This is a genomic window from Streptomyces sp. NPDC091416, from assembly GCF_044756845.1.
Classification (GTDB): domain Bacteria; phylum Actinomycetota; class Actinomycetes; order Streptomycetales; family Streptomycetaceae; genus Streptomyces.
Window position 1 is genome coordinate 727,794 of record NZ_JBIVTU010000001.1, and the last position, 16,175, is coordinate 743,968.

A 16,175-nucleotide genomic window follows, 5' to 3' on the forward strand; every position below is an offset into this window, starting at 1 on the left:
ATGGGCACGTCAGGTCGTGGAACCGTCTCGCCGTCGAGACTCTCTGAGGAGCGTGGTGGGGCGTGGCACGACGGGCTTGGCGTTGGCTGACGGGACTGCTGGTGATCGGATTGGTGGTGTCCGGGCTGTCGCTCACCGCCGCTCTTCCGAGCACCGCGATGCCCCGCACATCGGATCCGGGCGGATCGTCGTCGACGGATCCGGTGCCCGTGGCCGATCCACGCTACGAGCCGGCGGACTGCGCCTCGCTCACCGCCGAGGAGCGGAGTGCGCCGGTGCCGGTCGCGCGCTGTTTCGCGGTCGGCCTGGCCGACACGGCCGGCCGGACGCTGCAGGAGGCCTCCGCGCCACCGATCACGGCGACGAGCCCGGCAGCGCTGCAACAGGCCTACAAGCTGCCCGACGGCGGCGAGGGCATGACGGTCGCGATCGTGGACGCCTACGGCTACTCCACGGCCGAAGCCGACCTGGCGGTCTACCGCAGCTACTACGGCCTGCCCGCCTGCACCACCGCGAACGGCTGCTTCACCAAGATCGATCAGCGCGGCGGCACGGACTACCCGCCGGACAACGCCGGCTGGAGCGTGGAGACCGCGCTCGACCTCGACGCCGTGTCGAGCGTGTGCCCCAGGTGCAACCTCCTGCTCGTACAGGGTGATTCGGCGGGCCTCGACGACCTCGGTACGGCGGTCGCGACCGCCGCCGGGAGGCCCGGCGTGGTCGCGATCTCGAACTCCTACGGCGTCGACGGCGAGACGTCGAGCGCGACGGCCTTCGACCGCTACTACGACCACCCGGGCATCGCCGTCACCGTCTCCGCGGGCGACACCGGCAACGTCCAGTCCTGGCCGGCGACCAACCCGAACGTGACCGCCGTCGGCGGCACGAACCTGACCAGGGACAGCAGCACCGCCCGCGGCTGGACCGAATCGGCCTGGGGCACCGTGCGCGGGGGCCCGGGCGGCGGTTCGGGCTGTTCGCTCTACGAACCGGCGCCGCAGTGGCAGCAGTCCACCGCCACCTCGTGCGGAGCGCGCAAGGCGACCGCGGACATATCCGCCGACGCCGACCCGGCCACCGGCATCGGCGTCTACAACACGGTCGGCCAGTCCGGCTGGTCGCAGTACGGCGGGACCTCACTGGCCGCGCCGCTGATCGCGGGCATGTACGCCCTGGCCGGCACGCCGACGCCGGACACCTACCCGGCGTCGTACCCCTACGCGGCCACGTCGCAGTTCACCGACGTCACCGCCGGAGCCAACGGCCCGTGCGGCACCGAGCTCTGCCAGGCGGGGCCCGGCTGGGACGGGCCGACCGGCCTCGGCACGCCGTACGGCGTCGCGGGACTGACACAGGGCGAGACCGGTGAGATCGTCGGGACCGTCACCGACGCCGAGAGCGGGGACCCGCTGTCCGGTGTCACCCTCCGGGCCACCGCCACGGACAGCACGGACGGCCCCGTCTTCACCGCGACCACCGGGAAGGACGGCCACTACGACCTGCACGCACCGGCGGGCGCCTACTCGGTGACCGCCTCGACGTTCGGCTACGGGTCGAAGACCGCGGCCGGAGTCCACGTCACCGTCGACGAGCAGGTGACCAACGACGTCGCGATGAGCAGGATCGCCACCCGGACGGTGTCCGGCACCGTCACCGACGCGTCCGGCCACGGATGGCCCGTGCGCGCCAGGATCACGCTCGCCGGCCACCCGGACCAGGTGGTCTACTCCGACCCCTACACCGGCCGCTACTCGCTGTCGCTGCCCACCGGGTCGGACTACACGCTGCACGCCACCGCGGCCGACCTGGCCGGATACCTGCCGGCCGACGTACCGGTCGATCTGACCGACGGCAGCGGCGCGGCCACCGCCGACATCGGGCTCGGCATCGACAGGAAGACGTGCTACGCCACCGGCTACGGCTGGGCCTACGACGGCACCGGCACCGACTTCGAGGGCTGGAAGGACAAGACCCCGCAGCACGGCTGGACCGTCACCGACGCCAAGAGCAACGGCCAGACCTGGGCCTTCAACGATCCCGGGAAGGCCAACAACCACACCGGCGGCAGCGGCAACTTCGCCATCGTCGACTCGGACTACTACAAGACCGGCGCCGGGCAGGACACCAGCCTGGTGTCGCCGTTGATCGACCTCGGCGGCGTGGACAGTCCGAGCATCGGCTTCGACACCGACTACAACGGCGTCGGCGGCCAGACCGGAATGATCGACTACAGCATCGACGGCGGTCTGACCTGGACCAACGTATGGAAGAAGACGAGCATCACCAGCGTCCGCGGTCACGTCGACCTTCCGCTGCCGGAAGCCGCCGGACAGTCGCAGGTGCAGGTCCGGTTCCACTTCACCGGGTACGCAGGCGCGTGGTGGGAGCTCGACAACGTCATCATCGGCCGGGGCCGGTCCTGTGCGGCCACCCCCGGCGGCCTGGTCGCCGGCGTCGTACGCGACCGGAACACCGGTGACCCGCTCACCGGAGCCACCGTCACGAGCGACGCCGACGGCGCCGAGTTCGGTGTCACCACGGCCACGCCGGACGACCCGAACCTCCCCGACGGGTACTTCTCGCTCTTCACGACCCGGACCGGGAACGCCGGGTTCACCGCGACGGACGGCCGCTACACGCCGCAGAAGGCCGGCCTCGGCATCGCCGCCGACGGCGTGACACGGCACGACTTCGACCTCGGCGCCGGACATCTGACGGTGGACGCCGCCTCGGTCGAGTTGAGCGGGCAGATCGGGCAGACGAAATCCACGACGTCGCCGTCCAGGACCGTGACCTTCGGTAACGACGGCACCGAGCCGGTGCACGTGAAGCTGGAGGAGTCCGAGGCCGGGACCACGCCGATGGCCGAGAACGGCAGGACCGTCTCCGGTGCCCCGGCCATGGTGCTGCCGGCCGACACGAGCTACGCCGCTCCCGCGGCAGCCGCGGCGAAGGAGTCCGCGCAGACGAAGGACGCGGACTCCCTGGAGCCGGCCGCGGCGCCGTGGACACCGATGGCGGACCTCCCCGCTCCGGTGATGGACAACGCGGTCGTCTCGCACGGCGGCAAGCTCTACGTCATCGGCGGCAGCAGCGGCTCGGCGTCCTACGCCTCCGTCCGCGTCCACGACTCCGCCGGCGGGTCCTGGACCTCGGTCGCCGACCTGCCGGAGCCGCTCAACGGCACCTCGGCCGGCTTCGTCGGCAGCACGCTCTACGTCGCGGGCGGCTGGAACGCCTCCGGCGACACCAGCAGGCGCACCTACGCCTACCACCCGGCCGACAACACCTGGGCCCGGGTGGCGGACATGCCGGCCGCGCTCAGTGTGGCCGGGACCGCCGTACTCAAGGGCAAGTTGTACGTCGTCGGCGGCTGCACCACCGGCGGCTGCACGCCGACCTCGAAGGCGGTCTACAGCTACGACCCGGCCGCGGACAGCTGGGCCACGGAGCCCGCGTACCCGAGCCCGGTCGCCTTCACCGCCTGCGGCGGAGTCGGGGGCGAGGTGGTCTGCGCCGGTGGCGTGAACGCCGACGCCGACAAGCCGACGACCGCGACCTTCGCGTGGGTGCCGGGCACCGACACCTGGACCCAGCGGGCAGCGCTGCCGGTCGACGCGTGGGGGGCCGCGTCGGCGGTCGCGAACGGCGGGCTCCAGGTCATGGGCGGTGCCGTCAACGGCGGCAAGTCCGTGACCAACCAGGGCTTCTCCTACGACGTCGCGGCCGACCGGTGGACCGCGCTGCCGAACTCGAACAACTCCGTCTACCGGGGCGGAGCGGCGTGCGGGATCTACAAGGCCGGCGGCACGACCGGCGGGTTCAAGCCCGTCGCGTACGGCGAGACGCTGCCCGGTTACGACCAGTGCGGCGGGGACGTCGCGTGGCTGACCGAGGACACCTCCGAGTTCGACCTCGCGCCCGGCAGGACGGTCACGGTCCGCGTCACCGGCGACACCACCGGCATCACCCAGCCCGGTGACTTCGCCGCCGTCCTCGACGTCGGCACCGACACCCCGTACACGAATGACGGGGTGGCCGTGACGATGCACGTGGCCCCGCCCGCCTCCTGGGGCAAGGTCGCCGGGACCGTCACCGACTCCGGCGGCGCGCCGGTGGGCGGGACCGTCGTCCAGATCTGCGGACGGTGGTCGCAGAAGAAGGGGTGCGGCCCGGTCAGCTACACCCTGAGGACCGACGCGGCCGGCCGCTACGGGCTGTGGCTCGACAGGAGCCTCAACTCGCTCGCGGTGCAGGTGGCCAAGGACGGGTTCAAGCCGCAGTTCCGGGTGGTCACCATCAACAAGGGCCGGACCACCACCGTCGACTTCACCCTCGACAGACTCTGACCCCCAGCCGCGTCACCGGACGGCCGTGCGCCCGGGCTCCCCGCCCGGCCGCACGGCCGTCCGCCCGGTCCGGGCACCACACCCGCCTCACTCCCCCACCGCCAGCCCCACCACATCGGCCAGCCCCAGCAGGTCCAGCAGCGACTGGAGTTCCGGGGACACCCCGCGCAGCCGCAACCGCCTGTCCGCTCTGCGGGCGACCAGCGACAGACGGGCGATCGCCTCCACTGCGGCCAGGTCCGAGCGCTCGATCCCGCCCACGTCGCAGTCCACCACGGCGGCCCGGGAGGCGGCGAGTATCGCTTCGAGTTCGGCGCAGAGGCGCGGAACACCGGCCCGGGTGACGCGGCCTGTGACGACGAGCGCCGTCGGCGACAAGGGATCCATGCCAAGGAGACCGTGTCCGCGGCCAGAACTCATCGCGGTGACGCCGCGCTTCTCAACTCACGGGGAAGGCCCCGGTGTCCAGGTCCGGGCCGAAGGGCGCCGGGAGTGCCAGCCTGCCGCCGTACTCGACCGTGTCGAGCACCCGGTACGTCCCGTCTCCGGGTTCCCCGTACAGCGTGGCGGCGGGGCGGCCGGAGTGCCAGAGGTTCTGGTCCTTGGACGGCGCCGGCGACACGGTGACGATCCGCTCAATGATCTCCACCTTGCAGCCCTCGGGCACGTCCGTCTCCTCCCGGATCCGGACGAGGTCGTCCCGGTCCTGGTCACGGCCCGGGCGGGGTGGCGGCGGTGGCTGCGCCCACAGCGGTCTCCTCTCGGTGCGTCACCGAGTCCAGCACGCTGAACGGGACCGGCGGCAGTCCGCCGGTCCCGTTCATCCGTACGAGGAAACCGCAGGTCAGGCGATACGTTCCCGCACCACCGGGGTGGCGGCGAACGGGGTGCCCGTCGGGGCGATGTCGTATGCGTCGGGCAGGGCCTTGAGTGCGTACTCGAACTTCTCCGGGGTGTCCGTGTGCAGCGTCAGCAGTGGCTGGCCGACCGTGACCTCGTCGCCCGGCTTGGCGTGCAGTTCGATGCCGGCGCCGGCCTGGACCGGGTCCTCCTTGCGGGCGCGGCCCGCGCCGAGGCGCCAGGCGGCCACGCCGATGTCGTAGGCGTCCAGGCGGGTCAGGACGCCGGAGGCGGTGGCCGTGACGACGTGCTGTTCGCGGGCGACCGGGAGCGCGGCGTCCGGGTCGCCGCCCTGGGCGGAGATCATCCGGCGCCAGACGTCCATCGCGGAGCCGTCCGCGAGGGCCTTCTCCGGGTCGGCGTCCTTGAGTCCGGCCGCGTCCAGCATTTCGCGGGCGAGGGCCAGGGTGAGGTCGACGACGTCCTTCGGGCCGCCGCCGGCCAGGACGTCCACGGATTCGCGGACCTCCAGGGCGTTGCCCGCGGTGAGGCCGAGAGGGGTGGCCATGTCGGTGAGCAGGGCGACCGTGCGCACGCCGCTGTCGGTGCCCAGCGCGACCATGGTGGAGGCCAGTTCGCGGGCGTCCTCGATGGTCTTCATGAAGGCGCCGGAGCCGACCTTGACGTCCAGGACGAGTGCGCCGGTGCCTTCGGCGATCTTCTTGGACATGATCGAGCTGGCGATGAGCGGGATGGCCTCGACGGTGCCGGTGACGTCGCGGAGCGCGTACAGCTTCTTGTCGGCGGGGGCCAGGCCGTCGCCTGCCGCGCAGATCACGGCGCCGGTGGTGTCGAGGACGTCCAGCATCTCGGCGTTCGAGAGGTGGGCGCGCCAGCCGGGGATGGACTCAAGCTTGTCGAGCGTGCCGCCGGTGTGGCCGAGGCCGCGGCCGCTGAGCTGCGGTACGGCGGCGCCGCAGGCGGCGACCAGCGGGGCGAGGGGCAGGGTGATCTTGTCGCCGACGCCGCCGGTGGAGTGCTTGTCGGTGGTGGGGCGGGAGAGCGCGTCGAAGTTCATCCGCTCGCCGGAGGCGATCATGGCGGCGGTCCAGCGGGCGATCTCCGTGCGGTTCATGCCGTTCAGGAGGATCGCCATGGCCAGTGCGGACATCTGCTCGTCGGCGACCTCGCCGCGGGTGTACGCGTCGATGACCCAGTCGATCTGCTCGGGGGTCAGCTCGCCTCGGTCCCGCTTGGTGCGGATGACGGAGATGGCGTCCATGGTCTGGAGTCCTTCCGGCCGGTACGTACGTACGCGATGAGCACGCATGAGTCCCGTTGACTCTACGCGCATAGAGAGGGAGAGAGACGCCGGACGGGCCCGCGGTGTGCGGGCCCGTCCGGCGGGTGGAGGCGAAAGGTGCTCAGCCGAGGTGCGCCGGTCCGAACGCCTGCGGCAGCATCTCGTCGAGCGTGCGCAGGCCGTCCGGGGTCTCCAGGACGAGTTCCGGTCCGCCGAACTCGTACAGCAGCTGCCGGCACCTGCCGCACGGCACCAGGATCTCGCCCGAGCCGTCCACGCAGGTGAAGTGGGTCAGCCGGCCGCCGCCGGTGGCGTGCAGCTGGGAGACCAGTCCGCACTCGGCGCACAGCCCGATGCCGTACGAGGCGTTCTCGACGTTGCAGCCGGTGATCGTGCGGCCGTCGTCGACCCGGGCGGCGACGCCGACCGGGTAGCCCGAGTACGGGGCGTACGCCCGGGACATCGCGTCCCGGGCGGCCGTCCGCAGGGCTTCCCAGCCGGCCTCGGTCATGACGCCCGTGGTCACTTGCCCTCGCCCTTGCGGTACGGCACGCCGTCCGCCTTGGGCATCCGCAGCCGCTGCGACGACAGCGCGAGCACGAGGAGCGTGGTGACGTAGGGGGCCGCGTCGACGAACTGGCTCGGAACCTGGTCCGTCAGCGCGTACCAGGTGAACAGCAGCGCGGAGCAGGCGGCCGAGATCACCACGGACACGTACTTCTTCCGGTACAGCTGCCAGAAGGCGACGAGCACCAGCAGGATCGCCAGGAGCAGCAGCATCGCGTGCACGTTCTCGGCACCGCCGCGCAGCTTGAGGCTGTCGGTGAAGCCGAAGAGTCCGGCACCCAGGGCCATGCCGCCCGGCATCCAGTTACCGAAGATCATCGCGGCGAGACCGATGTATCCGCGCCCGCCGGTCTGGCCCTCCTGGTAGATGCTGGTGGCGACGATGGAGAGGAAGGCACCGCCGAGACCGGCCAGTCCGCCGGAGATGACGACGGCGATGTACTTGTACTTGTAGACGTTCACGCCGAGGGTCTCGGCGGCCACCGGGCTCTCGCCGCAGGAGCGCAGCCGCAGGCCGAACGCCGTGCGCCACAGCACCCACCAGGTGACGGGGATCAGCAGCAGGGCGACGACGGTCAGCAGGGACAGCCCGGTCACGAGGCCGCCGATGATGCCGGCGAGGTCGGAGACGAAGAACCAGTGGTGTTGCTGGAGGTCCTGCAACCAGTCGGAGAGTCCCGGGATGGTGATCTTGTCGATCTCGTCCACGCGCGGGGACTGCTTGGAGGAGCCGCCCGGCTCGTCGGCGAAGGTGAAGTTCGAGAGGTAACGGGTGACGCCGACGGCGAGGATGTTGATCGCCACACCGGAGACGATGTGGTTCACGCCGAACGTGACCGTCATGACCGCGTGCAGCAGACCGCCGAGCGCGCCACCGATGATGCCGAACAGGACGCCCACCCACGGGCCCCACTGGAATCCGGCCCAGGCACCGAACCAGGTGCCGAGGATCATCATGCCTTCGAGCCCGATGTTGACGACGCCGGCCCGCTCGGCCCACAGGCCGCCGAGGCCGGCCAGGCCGATGGGAACGGCCAGTTCGAGGGCGCCGGCGACCTGGCCCACGGACGTGATGTCGTTCGCGCCGCTGATGAGGCGGACCAGCGAGACGAGGGCGAGCGCGCCGGCGATGATCAGCAGGACGACGGGCAGGGAGAGCCTGCGGCCGCCGCCCTTCTTGGGGGCGACGCGTGCGGCGGAGACTTTGCTGGTGCTCACAGGGCCGCCTCCTTCTCGGTCGTGAGGGCGTGGCCGGCGGCGAGCTCTTCGCCGACCTTCTGCTGCTGACGGCGGGTCCCGTACCGGCGGACCAGTTCGTAGCTGATGACGACGGAGATCACGATCAGGCCCTGCATGATCGTGGCGATCTCCTTCTCGAACCCGAACTGGTCGAGCGGGGAGGACGCCTTGTCCAGGAACGCGACCAGCAGGGCGCTGAGCGCGATGCCCACGGGGTGGTTGCGGCCGAGCAGGGCGATCGTGATGCCGGTGAAGCCGATGCCGACCGGGAAGTCGAGGCTGTACGTGTGGGTGTCGCCGAGCAGCGTCGGCATGCCCGCCAGACCGGCGACCGCGCCGGAGATCAGCATGGACGTGAGGATCATCCGCTTGGCGTCCACACCGGAGGCCTGGGCGGCGCTCTCACTGGCGCCGGTGGCCCGCAGGTCGAAGCCGAAGCGGGTGCGGTTGAGGACGAACCAGTACACGAGGCCGCAGCCGGCGGCGACGAAGGTGAAGCCGTAGATCTCGCCGGACTCGGGGCCCAGCGACAGTCCCGGGAACCAGCCGGACTCGGCGATGTCGCCCGTCGTGAGGTTGTTGGACCCGGCCGCCTGCTCACCGAAGTTCTTCGGCAGGATCAGCCAGGCGATCAGCGACGTCGCGATGGAGTTGAGCATGATCGTCGAAACGACCTCGCTCACTCCCCGGGTCGTCTTGAGGATGCCCGCGATGCCCGCCCAGAACGCGCCCACCAGCATCGCCACGATGACGATCAGGGCGATCTGGAACGGTCCGGGCAGGTCGACGCTCGCGCCGACGAGTGCGGCCATCATCGCCGCGAGGCGGTACTGGCCGTCGACGCCGATGTTGAAGAGGTTCATCCGGAAGCCGACCGCGACCGCGAGAGCGGCGAGGTAGTACGTGCCGGCCTGGTTGATGATCAGTACCTGGACGTCGGAGTACGACGCCTGCTCGAACAGCAGCCGGTACAGCTCGAAGGGGTCGCGGTTCGACACGAGCAGCACCAGGGTGCTGAGCACGAAGGCGACGACCAGGGCGAGTGCCGGTCCGGCGAAGCCGAGGATCAGCCGGTCCTTGTCGAGTTTCTTCATCAGGCCTCGTCCTCCGGTGCTGCGTCGAGGTGACCTGCGGCGGCACCGGTCATGGCCGAGCCCAGTTCCTCGGGGGTGATGGTGGCGGGGTCGGCGTCCGCGACGAGCTGTCCGCGGTACATGACGCGCAGGGTGTCGGAGAGCCCGATGAGCTCGTCCAGGTCCGCCGAGATGAGCAGGACGGCGAGTCCTTCACGGCGGGCCTCGCGGATCTGGTCCCAGATCTGCGCCTGGGCGCCGACGTCCACGCCGCGGGTGGGGTGGGCGGCGATCAGGAGCTTCGGGGAGTGGCTCATCTCGCGGCCGACGATCAGCTTCTGCTGGTTGCCGCCGGAGAGCGAGGCGGCCGTGACCTCGATGCCGGGGGTGCGGACGTCGTACTCGCGCACGATCCGCACGGTGTCGTGGCGGGCCGCCTTGGGGTCGAGCAGGAAGCCGCGGCTGTTGGGCTTCTCGGTGACGTGGCCGAGGATGCGGTTCTCCCAGAGCGGGGCGTCCAGCAGGACTCCGTGCCGGTGCCGGTCCTCGGGGATGTAGCCGATACCGCTCTCGCGCCGCTTGCGGGTGGGCACGCGGGAGATGTCCTGGTCGCCCAGGGTGATCACTCCGCTGTCCGCGGACTTCATCCCGATGAGTGCGTCGATCAGCTCGGTCTGCCCGTTGCCCTCGACGCCCGCGATGCCGAGGATCTCGCCCCTGTGGATGGTGAAGCCGACGTCGGACAGGACGTCACGGACGACTCCGTCCGGGTCCGTCATGCTGAGGGAGAGGCCCTCGACGCGGAGCATCGGCTCGTCCGTCACCGTGGACTCGCGGGTCTCGGGCGACGGCAGTTCGCTGCCGACCATCAGCTCGGCGAGCTGCTTGGTCGTGGTGTGGGCCGGGTCGGCGGTGCCCACCGTCGTACCGCGCCGGATCACCGTGATCTCGTCGGCGACCGAGAGGACCTCGCCGAGCTTGTGCGAGATGAAGATGACGGTGAGGCCCTCGGCCTTGAGCTCGCGGAGGTTGGCGAAGAGCGCGTCCACCTCCTGCGGGACGAGCACCGCGGTCGGCTCGTCCAGGATGAGGATGCGGGCGCCGCGGTAGAGGACCTTGAGGATCTCCACGCGCTGCCGGTCGGCGACCCCGAGGTTCTCGACGAGCGCGTCGGGCCGGACTCCCAGGCCGTACGCGTCGGAGATCTCCTGGATCTTCTGGCGGGCGGCGGCTCCGATGCCGTGCAGCTTCTCGCCGCCGAGGACGACGTTCTCCAGGACGGTGAAGTTGTCGGCGAGCATGAAGTGCTGGTGCACCATGCCGATGCCGCGCGCGATGGCGTCGCCCGGGTTGCTGAACGAGACCTGCTCGCCGTCCACGGCGATGGTGCCCTCGTCCGGCTTCTGCATGCCGTAGAGGATCTTCATCAGGGTGGACTTGCCGGCACCGTTCTCGCCGACGAGGGCGTGGACCGTGCCCTTGTGGACGGTGATGCCGATGTCGTGGTTGGCGACGACGCCGGGGAAACGCTTGGTGATGCCGTGCAGTTCTACGGCGGGGGGACTGCTGGACGCGTTGATGACGCACTCTCCTTGGCCGGACAGGAGCGGGAGGCGGAGGGACAGAGGATGACTGACTGTTCCGCGTGGGTCAGTGGGCGGGTCGCCCACGCGGGATGGTCGGACAGCCCCTGGGGGGCGGGGTGAAGTTATCGCGCCTGAGGGCTGTCTACACGCGTAGCGTTGCCGAATCGTCAAACGCATGTGCGCGGCAGGGCCTGAACCCGGGGTCCGAGGCCTGTCCGAGAGTGCACTGCAACGGGCGGAACCACTTCGAGGAGTACCCCGTGGGCCCGGAGCAGCGATGCTGCACGCTCCGGGCCCACGGGGATCCAGCCGTACGACCGGGGTCGTTACGGGGTGGTCTTGACGGTGATCTTGCCGTCGATGATCTCCTGCTTGGCCTTGTCCACGGCGGCGATGACCTCGGTCATCGCGGTGAACTTCGGGTTCGACATGGCCAGGCCGACGCCGTCCTTGTCGAGGCCGTAGCGGATCTCACCGGTCTGCGGCTTGCCGTCCACGACGGACTTGATCAGGTTGAAGACCGAGTCCTCGACGTCCTTCGTGACCGAGGTCAGGATGGACTCCTTGTAGGCCGCGAGGCCCTTCTGGTTGTACTGGTCGGAGTCGACGCCGATGTTCCACTTGCCCGCCTTGGAGACGGCCTCGATCGCACCGGAACCGGCCAGACCGGCCGCCGAGTAGATCACGTCGGCGCCCTTGTCGAGCTGGCCCTGGGCGGCGGCCTTGCCGAGGTCGGGCTTGGAGAAGCCGTCGAAGTTCGGCGGCTGGGTCAGGTACTGGGGGATCACCTTGACCGCGGAGTTGGTGTCCTTGACGCCCTGCGTGAAGCCGGCCTCGAACTTCTTGATCAGCGGGGTCTCGACACCGCCGATGAAGCCGACCGTCTTGGTCTTGGTGACCTTGGCGGCGGCGACACCCGCGAGGTAGGAGCCCTGCTCCTCGTTGAAGACGATGTTGGCGATGTTGGGGCCGGTCACCGAGGCGTCGTCGATGATGCCGAAGGTGATCTTCGGGAACTTTGGGGCGACCTTCTTGATGGCGGGCGCGTAGGCGAAGCCGACACCGATGACCGGGTTGTTCCCGGCGCGGGCCAGCGAGGTCAGGCGCTGGACCTTGTCCGCGTCCGACTCGCCGTCGGACGGCTCGGCCTCGGTGCCCTTGACCCCGAGCTCCTTCTCGGCCTTGGCCAGACCCGCGTACGCGGCGTCGTTGAACGACTGGTCGCCGCGGCCGCCGATGTCGTACGCGAGGGCGGTCTTCTTGTCCTTCGAGTCCGAGCTGCTGCTCGACGAGGAGGACGAGTCGCCACACGCTGTCACGCTGAGCGCGAGTGCCGCGGACATGACGCCCACAGCGGCAATCCTAGTGATCCGGCGCAAGGGAAGGCTCCTTCAAACCTGACCGAAGCGCCTCTTCCGGCGCTGGTTTCGCCGCGATCGTAACGCGCGTAGATGTCAGATAATGACCTGTACGGCAGCCGTTATCGGATCGTCGTGAACCAGGGACGACCTGTCCGGTTACGGATGGTTGCCGTGGAGCAGAGCGGAGGCGGTGAAGAGCTCCACCCCGACGGTGATCGCCTCCTCGTCCGCGTCGAAGTTGCCCCGGTGCAGGTCGAGCCCGCGCGTGTCGCCGGGCGTACGCACTCCGAGGCGCGCCATCGCTCCGGGGACGTGTTCCAGGTACCAGGAGAAGTCCTCTCCGCCCAGGCTCTGTTCGGTGTCCTCGATCGCATACGAACCGCGGCGGGCGGTCATCGCGCCGCCGAGCAGCTCGATCGCGGCGGCGTCGTTGACCACGGGCGGAACGCCCCTGATGTAGTTGATCACCGTCTTGGCGCCGTACATTCCGGCCACCTCGTCGATGGCCGCGTGCACCAGGTCCGGGGCGTCGCGCCAGGCCGCCAGATCCAGGCAGCGAACCGTGCCGGACATCTCGGCGTGTTGCGGGATCACGTTGCACGCGTGCCCGGTCTCCAGCCGCCCCCAGGTCACGGCGAGCCCGGCCCGGGCGTCGACCCGGCGGGCCAGCAGCGCGGGCACCTCGGTGGCGACCTTGGCGGCGGCGGTGACCAGATCCGTGGTCAGGTGCGGGCGGGCGGTGTGGCCGCCGGGCCCGTCCAGGGACAGCTCCAGGCGGTCGCAGGCGGAGGTGATGGCCCCGACCCGCAGCCCGATCCGGCCCGCGTCGACCTTCGGGTCGCAGTGCACCCCGATGATCCGGCCGACGCCCTCCAGCACGCCCGACTCGATCGCGTCGGGCGCTCCGCCGGGCAGCACCTCCTCGGCCGGCTGGAAGATCAGCCGCACCGGGTTGGGCAGCCGCCCCTGCCGGTCGAGCTCGGCGAGCACGAGGCCGGCGCCGAGGACGGTGGTGGTGTGCACGTCATGCCCGCAGGCGTGCGCCCGGTCGGGCACGGTGGAGCGGTACGGGACGCCCGCCTTGGTGTCCGGGATCGGCAGCGCGTCGATGTCGGCCCGCAGCGCCAGCATGGGCCGCGTCGCCGCGTCCCGCGTACCGACGTCGCACATGAGGCCCGTACCGGAGGCGAGCACCCGCGGCTGGAGACCGGCCCGCTCCAGCCGGGCCTTGATGGCCGCGGTGGTGCGGAACTCCTGGTTGCCGAGCTCGGGGTGCATGTGCAGATCACGGCGGAAGGCGATGAGCTCGGCGCGCAGCCCTTCGGGCAGCGTGCCGGGCAGGGCCTCCTCCGTGAGTGGCCGGGCTTCGGGGTCGCGGGGCGTCGAGTGGTTCACTGGTGAAGGGTAAGGCCCTTCCCCCTCCAACTGACCATGAAACAAGAAAAGTTCAGCCACATAGACGAATAAATGACTGCGTTGCGGCGTGTGGGGTAAGAGCGGGGTGGGTAGACTCCCCGCCGCCTCGTCGCGTACGGGCGCCGGTCAACTGACGCGGCGCCCAGGAACTGCGGCACCGGCGAGCCGGCGGGGCAGCGAGCCGCGGCGCACACGTGATCCAGTGGTCGGTCCACCCCCGCACCCGCTCCCTGTGAGGCAGCCGTGGAAGCAGCTCGTCAGTACAGCGTCTCCGAGGCCGAGACCCACCTCTCGCGCGTCCTGAAGCAGGCGGCCACCGGTGAAGAGGCCGTGATCCGCACCATCCTGACCCGGGACAAGTGGATTCCCTCCTACGACGTGCAGGTCATGTCCGTCTGACCGTGGCGGGCCCGCCCGGCCGGCTTCACGCCTCCGTCGTCACCGCCGTGACCCGCCACGGCGCCAGCCGCTGGACGTCCCGGGCCGTCTCCGTGACCCCGGCCAGGAAGCCCTGCGCCCTCGGGGACGCCGTCTCGCGGAGCCATTCCGGGGCGATGTCGCAGACCGCGACCTTCACGTCGGTGCCGACCAGGGCCAGCGGCAGGGTGTGGACCACCGTGGAGGGAAAGCTCAGGACCGTGCGGCCGATCGGGCCGCGGCGGGCGATGAGTTCCAGCGGGAGGTCGGGGCGGACGATCTCCAGGCCGGTGGCCGCCTCCAGGGCGTGGAGCTTCTCGGTGGACTCGCGGCGGTGGGCGAAGTAGCGGGTGGCGCCGTGCGTACGGGCCAGGGCCGCGACCGCCTCCAGGTACGGGGCGCGGTCCACCACGCCCGTCTCGACCAGGGAGGTGCCGACCAGGTCCGCGCCCTTGGTGAGCAGCGGCGGGCCGAAGCGGGAGCGGGTCCAGGAGAAGGTGTTGGGGATGAGGGTGATGCCGGGCGGCGGGATCACCGGCATCGCGGTGAAGAGCTCGACCTCGCGCGCGGCGGACGGGGTGAAGCGGCGGCGGGCGGTCGCCGAGACCGGGGCCAGGGCCAGGTCGCGGGGGCCGGAGCCGCCGCGGCGGTGCCAGCGCACCAGGCGCTCGCCGCGGGTCAGCAGGGCGACGAACTCCATGGTGGCGGTGCCGTCGTCGACCACGGTGAGCCGGCGGGGGCGGACCAGGGAGAGCAGGAGCTGGACGTAGCGGGAGAACGGGTCCCCGATGACGATGTGGTCGGCGCTGTGGACGAGCCGGGTCAGGGCGCGCAGCGACTTCAGGGGCGTCCCCGAGTCGCCGCGCGCCTCCTGCCAGCGCACGGTGATGCCCTCGTCGCGGGCCAGCTCCGCCATCCGGCGCAGCTGGCCGCGCGACATCGGGTCGACCGGAGGGAGGACGACGACGGTGACGTCCCGGACGACACGGCCGCCGCCTCCCTCTGTGTAGGCCCACTCCAGGACGTTCAGGAGCTGGACCGGGCTCTCGACGAAGGCGAGGTTCACCGGTCTGCCCGTCAGACCGCGACCGGCTCGGCGGCCTGGGCCGTCTCGCCGCTCTCCGCCACGACGCCCGGGACCCGGCGGAGCTTCTTCATCGGGCCGAGCTCCGACTCGTACACCTTCTTGACGCCGTCGCCGAGGGACGCCTCGATGGTGCGGATGTCGCGGACCAGGCGGGTCAGGCCCTGCGGCTCGACGGAGGCGGCCTGGTCGGAGCCCCACATGGCGCGGTCGAGGGTGATGTGGCGCTCGACGAACGCGGCGCCGAGCGCGACGGCGGCGAGGGTCGTCTGGAGGCCCGTCTCGTGGCCGCTGTAGCCGATCGGGACGTTGGGGTACTCCTGCTGGAGGGTGTTGATGACGCGGAGGTTCAGCTCCTCGGCCTTGGCCGGGTACGTCGACGTGGCGTGGCAGAGCAGGATGTTGTCCGAGCCGAGGACCTCGACCGCGTGGCGGATCTGGCGGGGGGTCGACATGCCGGTGGAGAGGATCACCGTGCGGCCGGTGGCGCGCAGGGAGCGCAGCAGCTCGTCGTCGGTGAGGGAGGCGGAGGCGACCTTGTGGGCGGGGACGTCGAACTTCTCCAGGAAGGCGACGGCCTCGGTGTCCCACGGGGAGGCGAACCAGTCGATGCCGCGCTCGGCGCAGTGCTCGGAGATGGCCCGGTACTCGGTCTCGCCGAACTCGACGCGGTGGCGGTAGTCGATGTACGTCATGCGGCCCCAGGGGGTGTCGCGCTCGATGTCCCACTGGTCGCGCGGGGTGCAGATCTCCGGGGTGCGCTTCTGGAACTTGACGGCGTCGCAGCCGGCTTCGGCGGCCACGTCGATCAGCTTGAGGGCGTTGTCGAGGTCGCCGTTGTGGTTGATGCCGATCTCACCGGTGACGTAGACGGGGTGGCCGGGGCCCGCGGTGCGGTTGCCGAGGGTGCGCAGTCGGGAGGTGCTCATGGTGCGTTTCC

At 70.8% G+C, this 16,175-nt stretch carries 13 protein-coding genes; 2 read left to right on the forward strand and 11 right to left on the reverse strand.

Annotation, left to right across the window (positions count from 1 at the left end):
• The first annotated feature begins 62 nt into the window (after positions 1 to 62).
• Positions 63 to 4,349 carry a carboxypeptidase regulatory-like domain-containing protein gene (locus ACIQMX_RS03115; protein WP_402474580.1) on the forward strand — a complete coding sequence of 1,429 codons (4,287 nt, stop codon included), beginning with the start codon at positions 63 to 65 and terminating at the stop codon, positions 4,347 to 4,349.
• Between the two features lie 87 nt (positions 4,350 to 4,436).
• Here the strand turns inward: ACIQMX_RS03115 and ACIQMX_RS03120 are convergent, their stop codons facing one another.
• The 9 genes from ACIQMX_RS03120 to ACIQMX_RS03160 all read right to left on the reverse strand — a co-directional run bounded on the left by ACIQMX_RS03120 (position 4,437) and on the right by ACIQMX_RS03160 (position 13,713).
• A complete protein-coding gene (locus tag ACIQMX_RS03120; protein WP_402474582.1) occupies positions 4,437 to 4,736 on the reverse strand; it encodes an STAS domain-containing protein in 300 nt (99 codons plus the stop codon).
• A 52-nt stretch (positions 4,737 to 4,788) separates the two neighbouring features.
• The gene (locus ACIQMX_RS03125; RefSeq protein ID WP_402474584.1) at positions 4,789 to 5,016 is read right to left on the reverse strand and encodes a hypothetical protein; all 228 of its coding nucleotides are present in this window, start codon (positions 5,014 to 5,016) and stop codon (positions 4,789 to 4,791) included.
• A gap of 177 nt (positions 5,017 to 5,193) precedes the next feature.
• The gene (locus ACIQMX_RS03130; RefSeq protein WP_363072719.1) at positions 5,194 to 6,471 is read right to left on the reverse strand and encodes a thymidine phosphorylase; all 1,278 of its coding nucleotides are present in this window, start codon (positions 6,469 to 6,471) and stop codon (positions 5,194 to 5,196) included.
• A gap of 142 nt (positions 6,472 to 6,613) precedes the next feature.
• Positions 6,614 to 7,003, reverse strand: coding sequence for a cytidine deaminase (locus tag ACIQMX_RS03135; RefSeq protein WP_363072852.1), 390 nt, complete (start codon positions 7,001 to 7,003; stop codon positions 6,614 to 6,616).
• An 11-nt stretch (positions 7,004 to 7,014) separates the two neighbouring features.
• Positions 7,015 to 8,277, reverse strand: a complete 1,263-nt coding sequence (locus ACIQMX_RS03140; protein ID WP_363072721.1) for an ABC transporter permease — start codon at positions 8,275 to 8,277, stop codon at positions 7,015 to 7,017.
• On the reverse strand, positions 8,274 to 9,392 hold the full coding sequence (locus tag ACIQMX_RS03145) for an ABC transporter permease (RefSeq protein WP_363072723.1): 1,119 nt from the start codon (positions 9,390 to 9,392) through the stop codon (positions 8,274 to 8,276). Before ACIQMX_RS03145 ends, ACIQMX_RS03140 begins: the two co-directional genes overlap by 4 nt.
• Entirely contained in the window at positions 9,392 to 10,975 is a 1,584-nt protein-coding gene (locus ACIQMX_RS03150) for an ABC transporter ATP-binding protein (protein ID WP_363072854.1), read from the reverse strand. Before ACIQMX_RS03150 ends, ACIQMX_RS03145 begins: the two co-directional genes overlap by 1 nt.
• A gap of 308 nt (positions 10,976 to 11,283) precedes the next feature.
• On the reverse strand, positions 11,284 to 12,336 hold the full coding sequence (locus ACIQMX_RS03155; protein ID WP_363072725.1) for a BMP family ABC transporter substrate-binding protein: 1,053 nt from the start codon (positions 12,334 to 12,336) through the stop codon (positions 11,284 to 11,286).
• Positions 12,337 to 12,474: 138 nt separating this feature from the next.
• Positions 12,475 to 13,713: an amidohydrolase gene (locus ACIQMX_RS03160; protein ID WP_363072727.1), complete on the reverse strand. Its 1,239-nt coding sequence runs from the start codon at positions 13,711 to 13,713 to the stop codon at positions 12,475 to 12,477.
• A 264-nt stretch (positions 13,714 to 13,977) separates the two neighbouring features.
• Here ACIQMX_RS03160 and ACIQMX_RS03165 point away from each other — a divergent pair, with 264 nt between their 5' ends.
• Positions 13,978 to 14,133 carry a hypothetical protein gene (locus tag ACIQMX_RS03165; protein ID WP_402474586.1) on the forward strand — a complete coding sequence of 52 codons (156 nt, stop codon included), beginning with the start codon at positions 13,978 to 13,980 and terminating at the stop codon, positions 14,131 to 14,133.
• 25 nt (positions 14,134 to 14,158) lie between these two features.
• On the opposite strand, the gene ACIQMX_RS03170 is transcribed toward ACIQMX_RS03165, so the two are convergent.
• The gene (locus tag ACIQMX_RS03170; RefSeq protein ID WP_402474587.1) at positions 14,159 to 15,217 is read right to left on the reverse strand and encodes a hypothetical protein; all 1,059 of its coding nucleotides are present in this window, start codon (positions 15,215 to 15,217) and stop codon (positions 14,159 to 14,161) included.
• A gap of 11 nt (positions 15,218 to 15,228) precedes the next feature.
• Positions 15,229 to 16,164 carry an N-acetylneuraminate synthase family protein gene (locus ACIQMX_RS03175; protein ID WP_148020346.1) on the reverse strand — a complete coding sequence of 312 codons (936 nt, stop codon included), beginning with the start codon at positions 16,162 to 16,164 and terminating at the stop codon, positions 15,229 to 15,231.
• Positions 16,165 to 16,175 lie beyond the last annotated feature (11 nt).

Coding starts and splice junctions, on each gene's coding strand:
- ACIQMX_RS03120 (WP_402474582.1), bottom strand. CDS start 4,736: ATGGATCCCTTGTCGCCGACGGCGCTCGTCGTCACAGGCCGCGTCACC.
- ACIQMX_RS03130 (WP_363072719.1), bottom strand. CDS start 6,471: ATGGACGCCATCTCCGTCATCCGCACCAAGCGGGACCGAGGCGAGCTG.
- ACIQMX_RS03135 (WP_363072852.1), bottom strand. CDS start 7,003: ATGACCGAGGCCGGCTGGGAAGCCCTGCGGACGGCCGCCCGGGACGCG.
- ACIQMX_RS03145 (WP_363072723.1), bottom strand. CDS start 9,392: ATGAAGAAACTCGACAAGGACCGGCTGATCCTCGGCTTCGCCGGACCG.
- ACIQMX_RS03175 (WP_148020346.1), bottom strand. CDS start 16,164: ATGAGCACCTCCCGACTGCGCACCCTCGGCAACCGCACCGCGGGCCCC.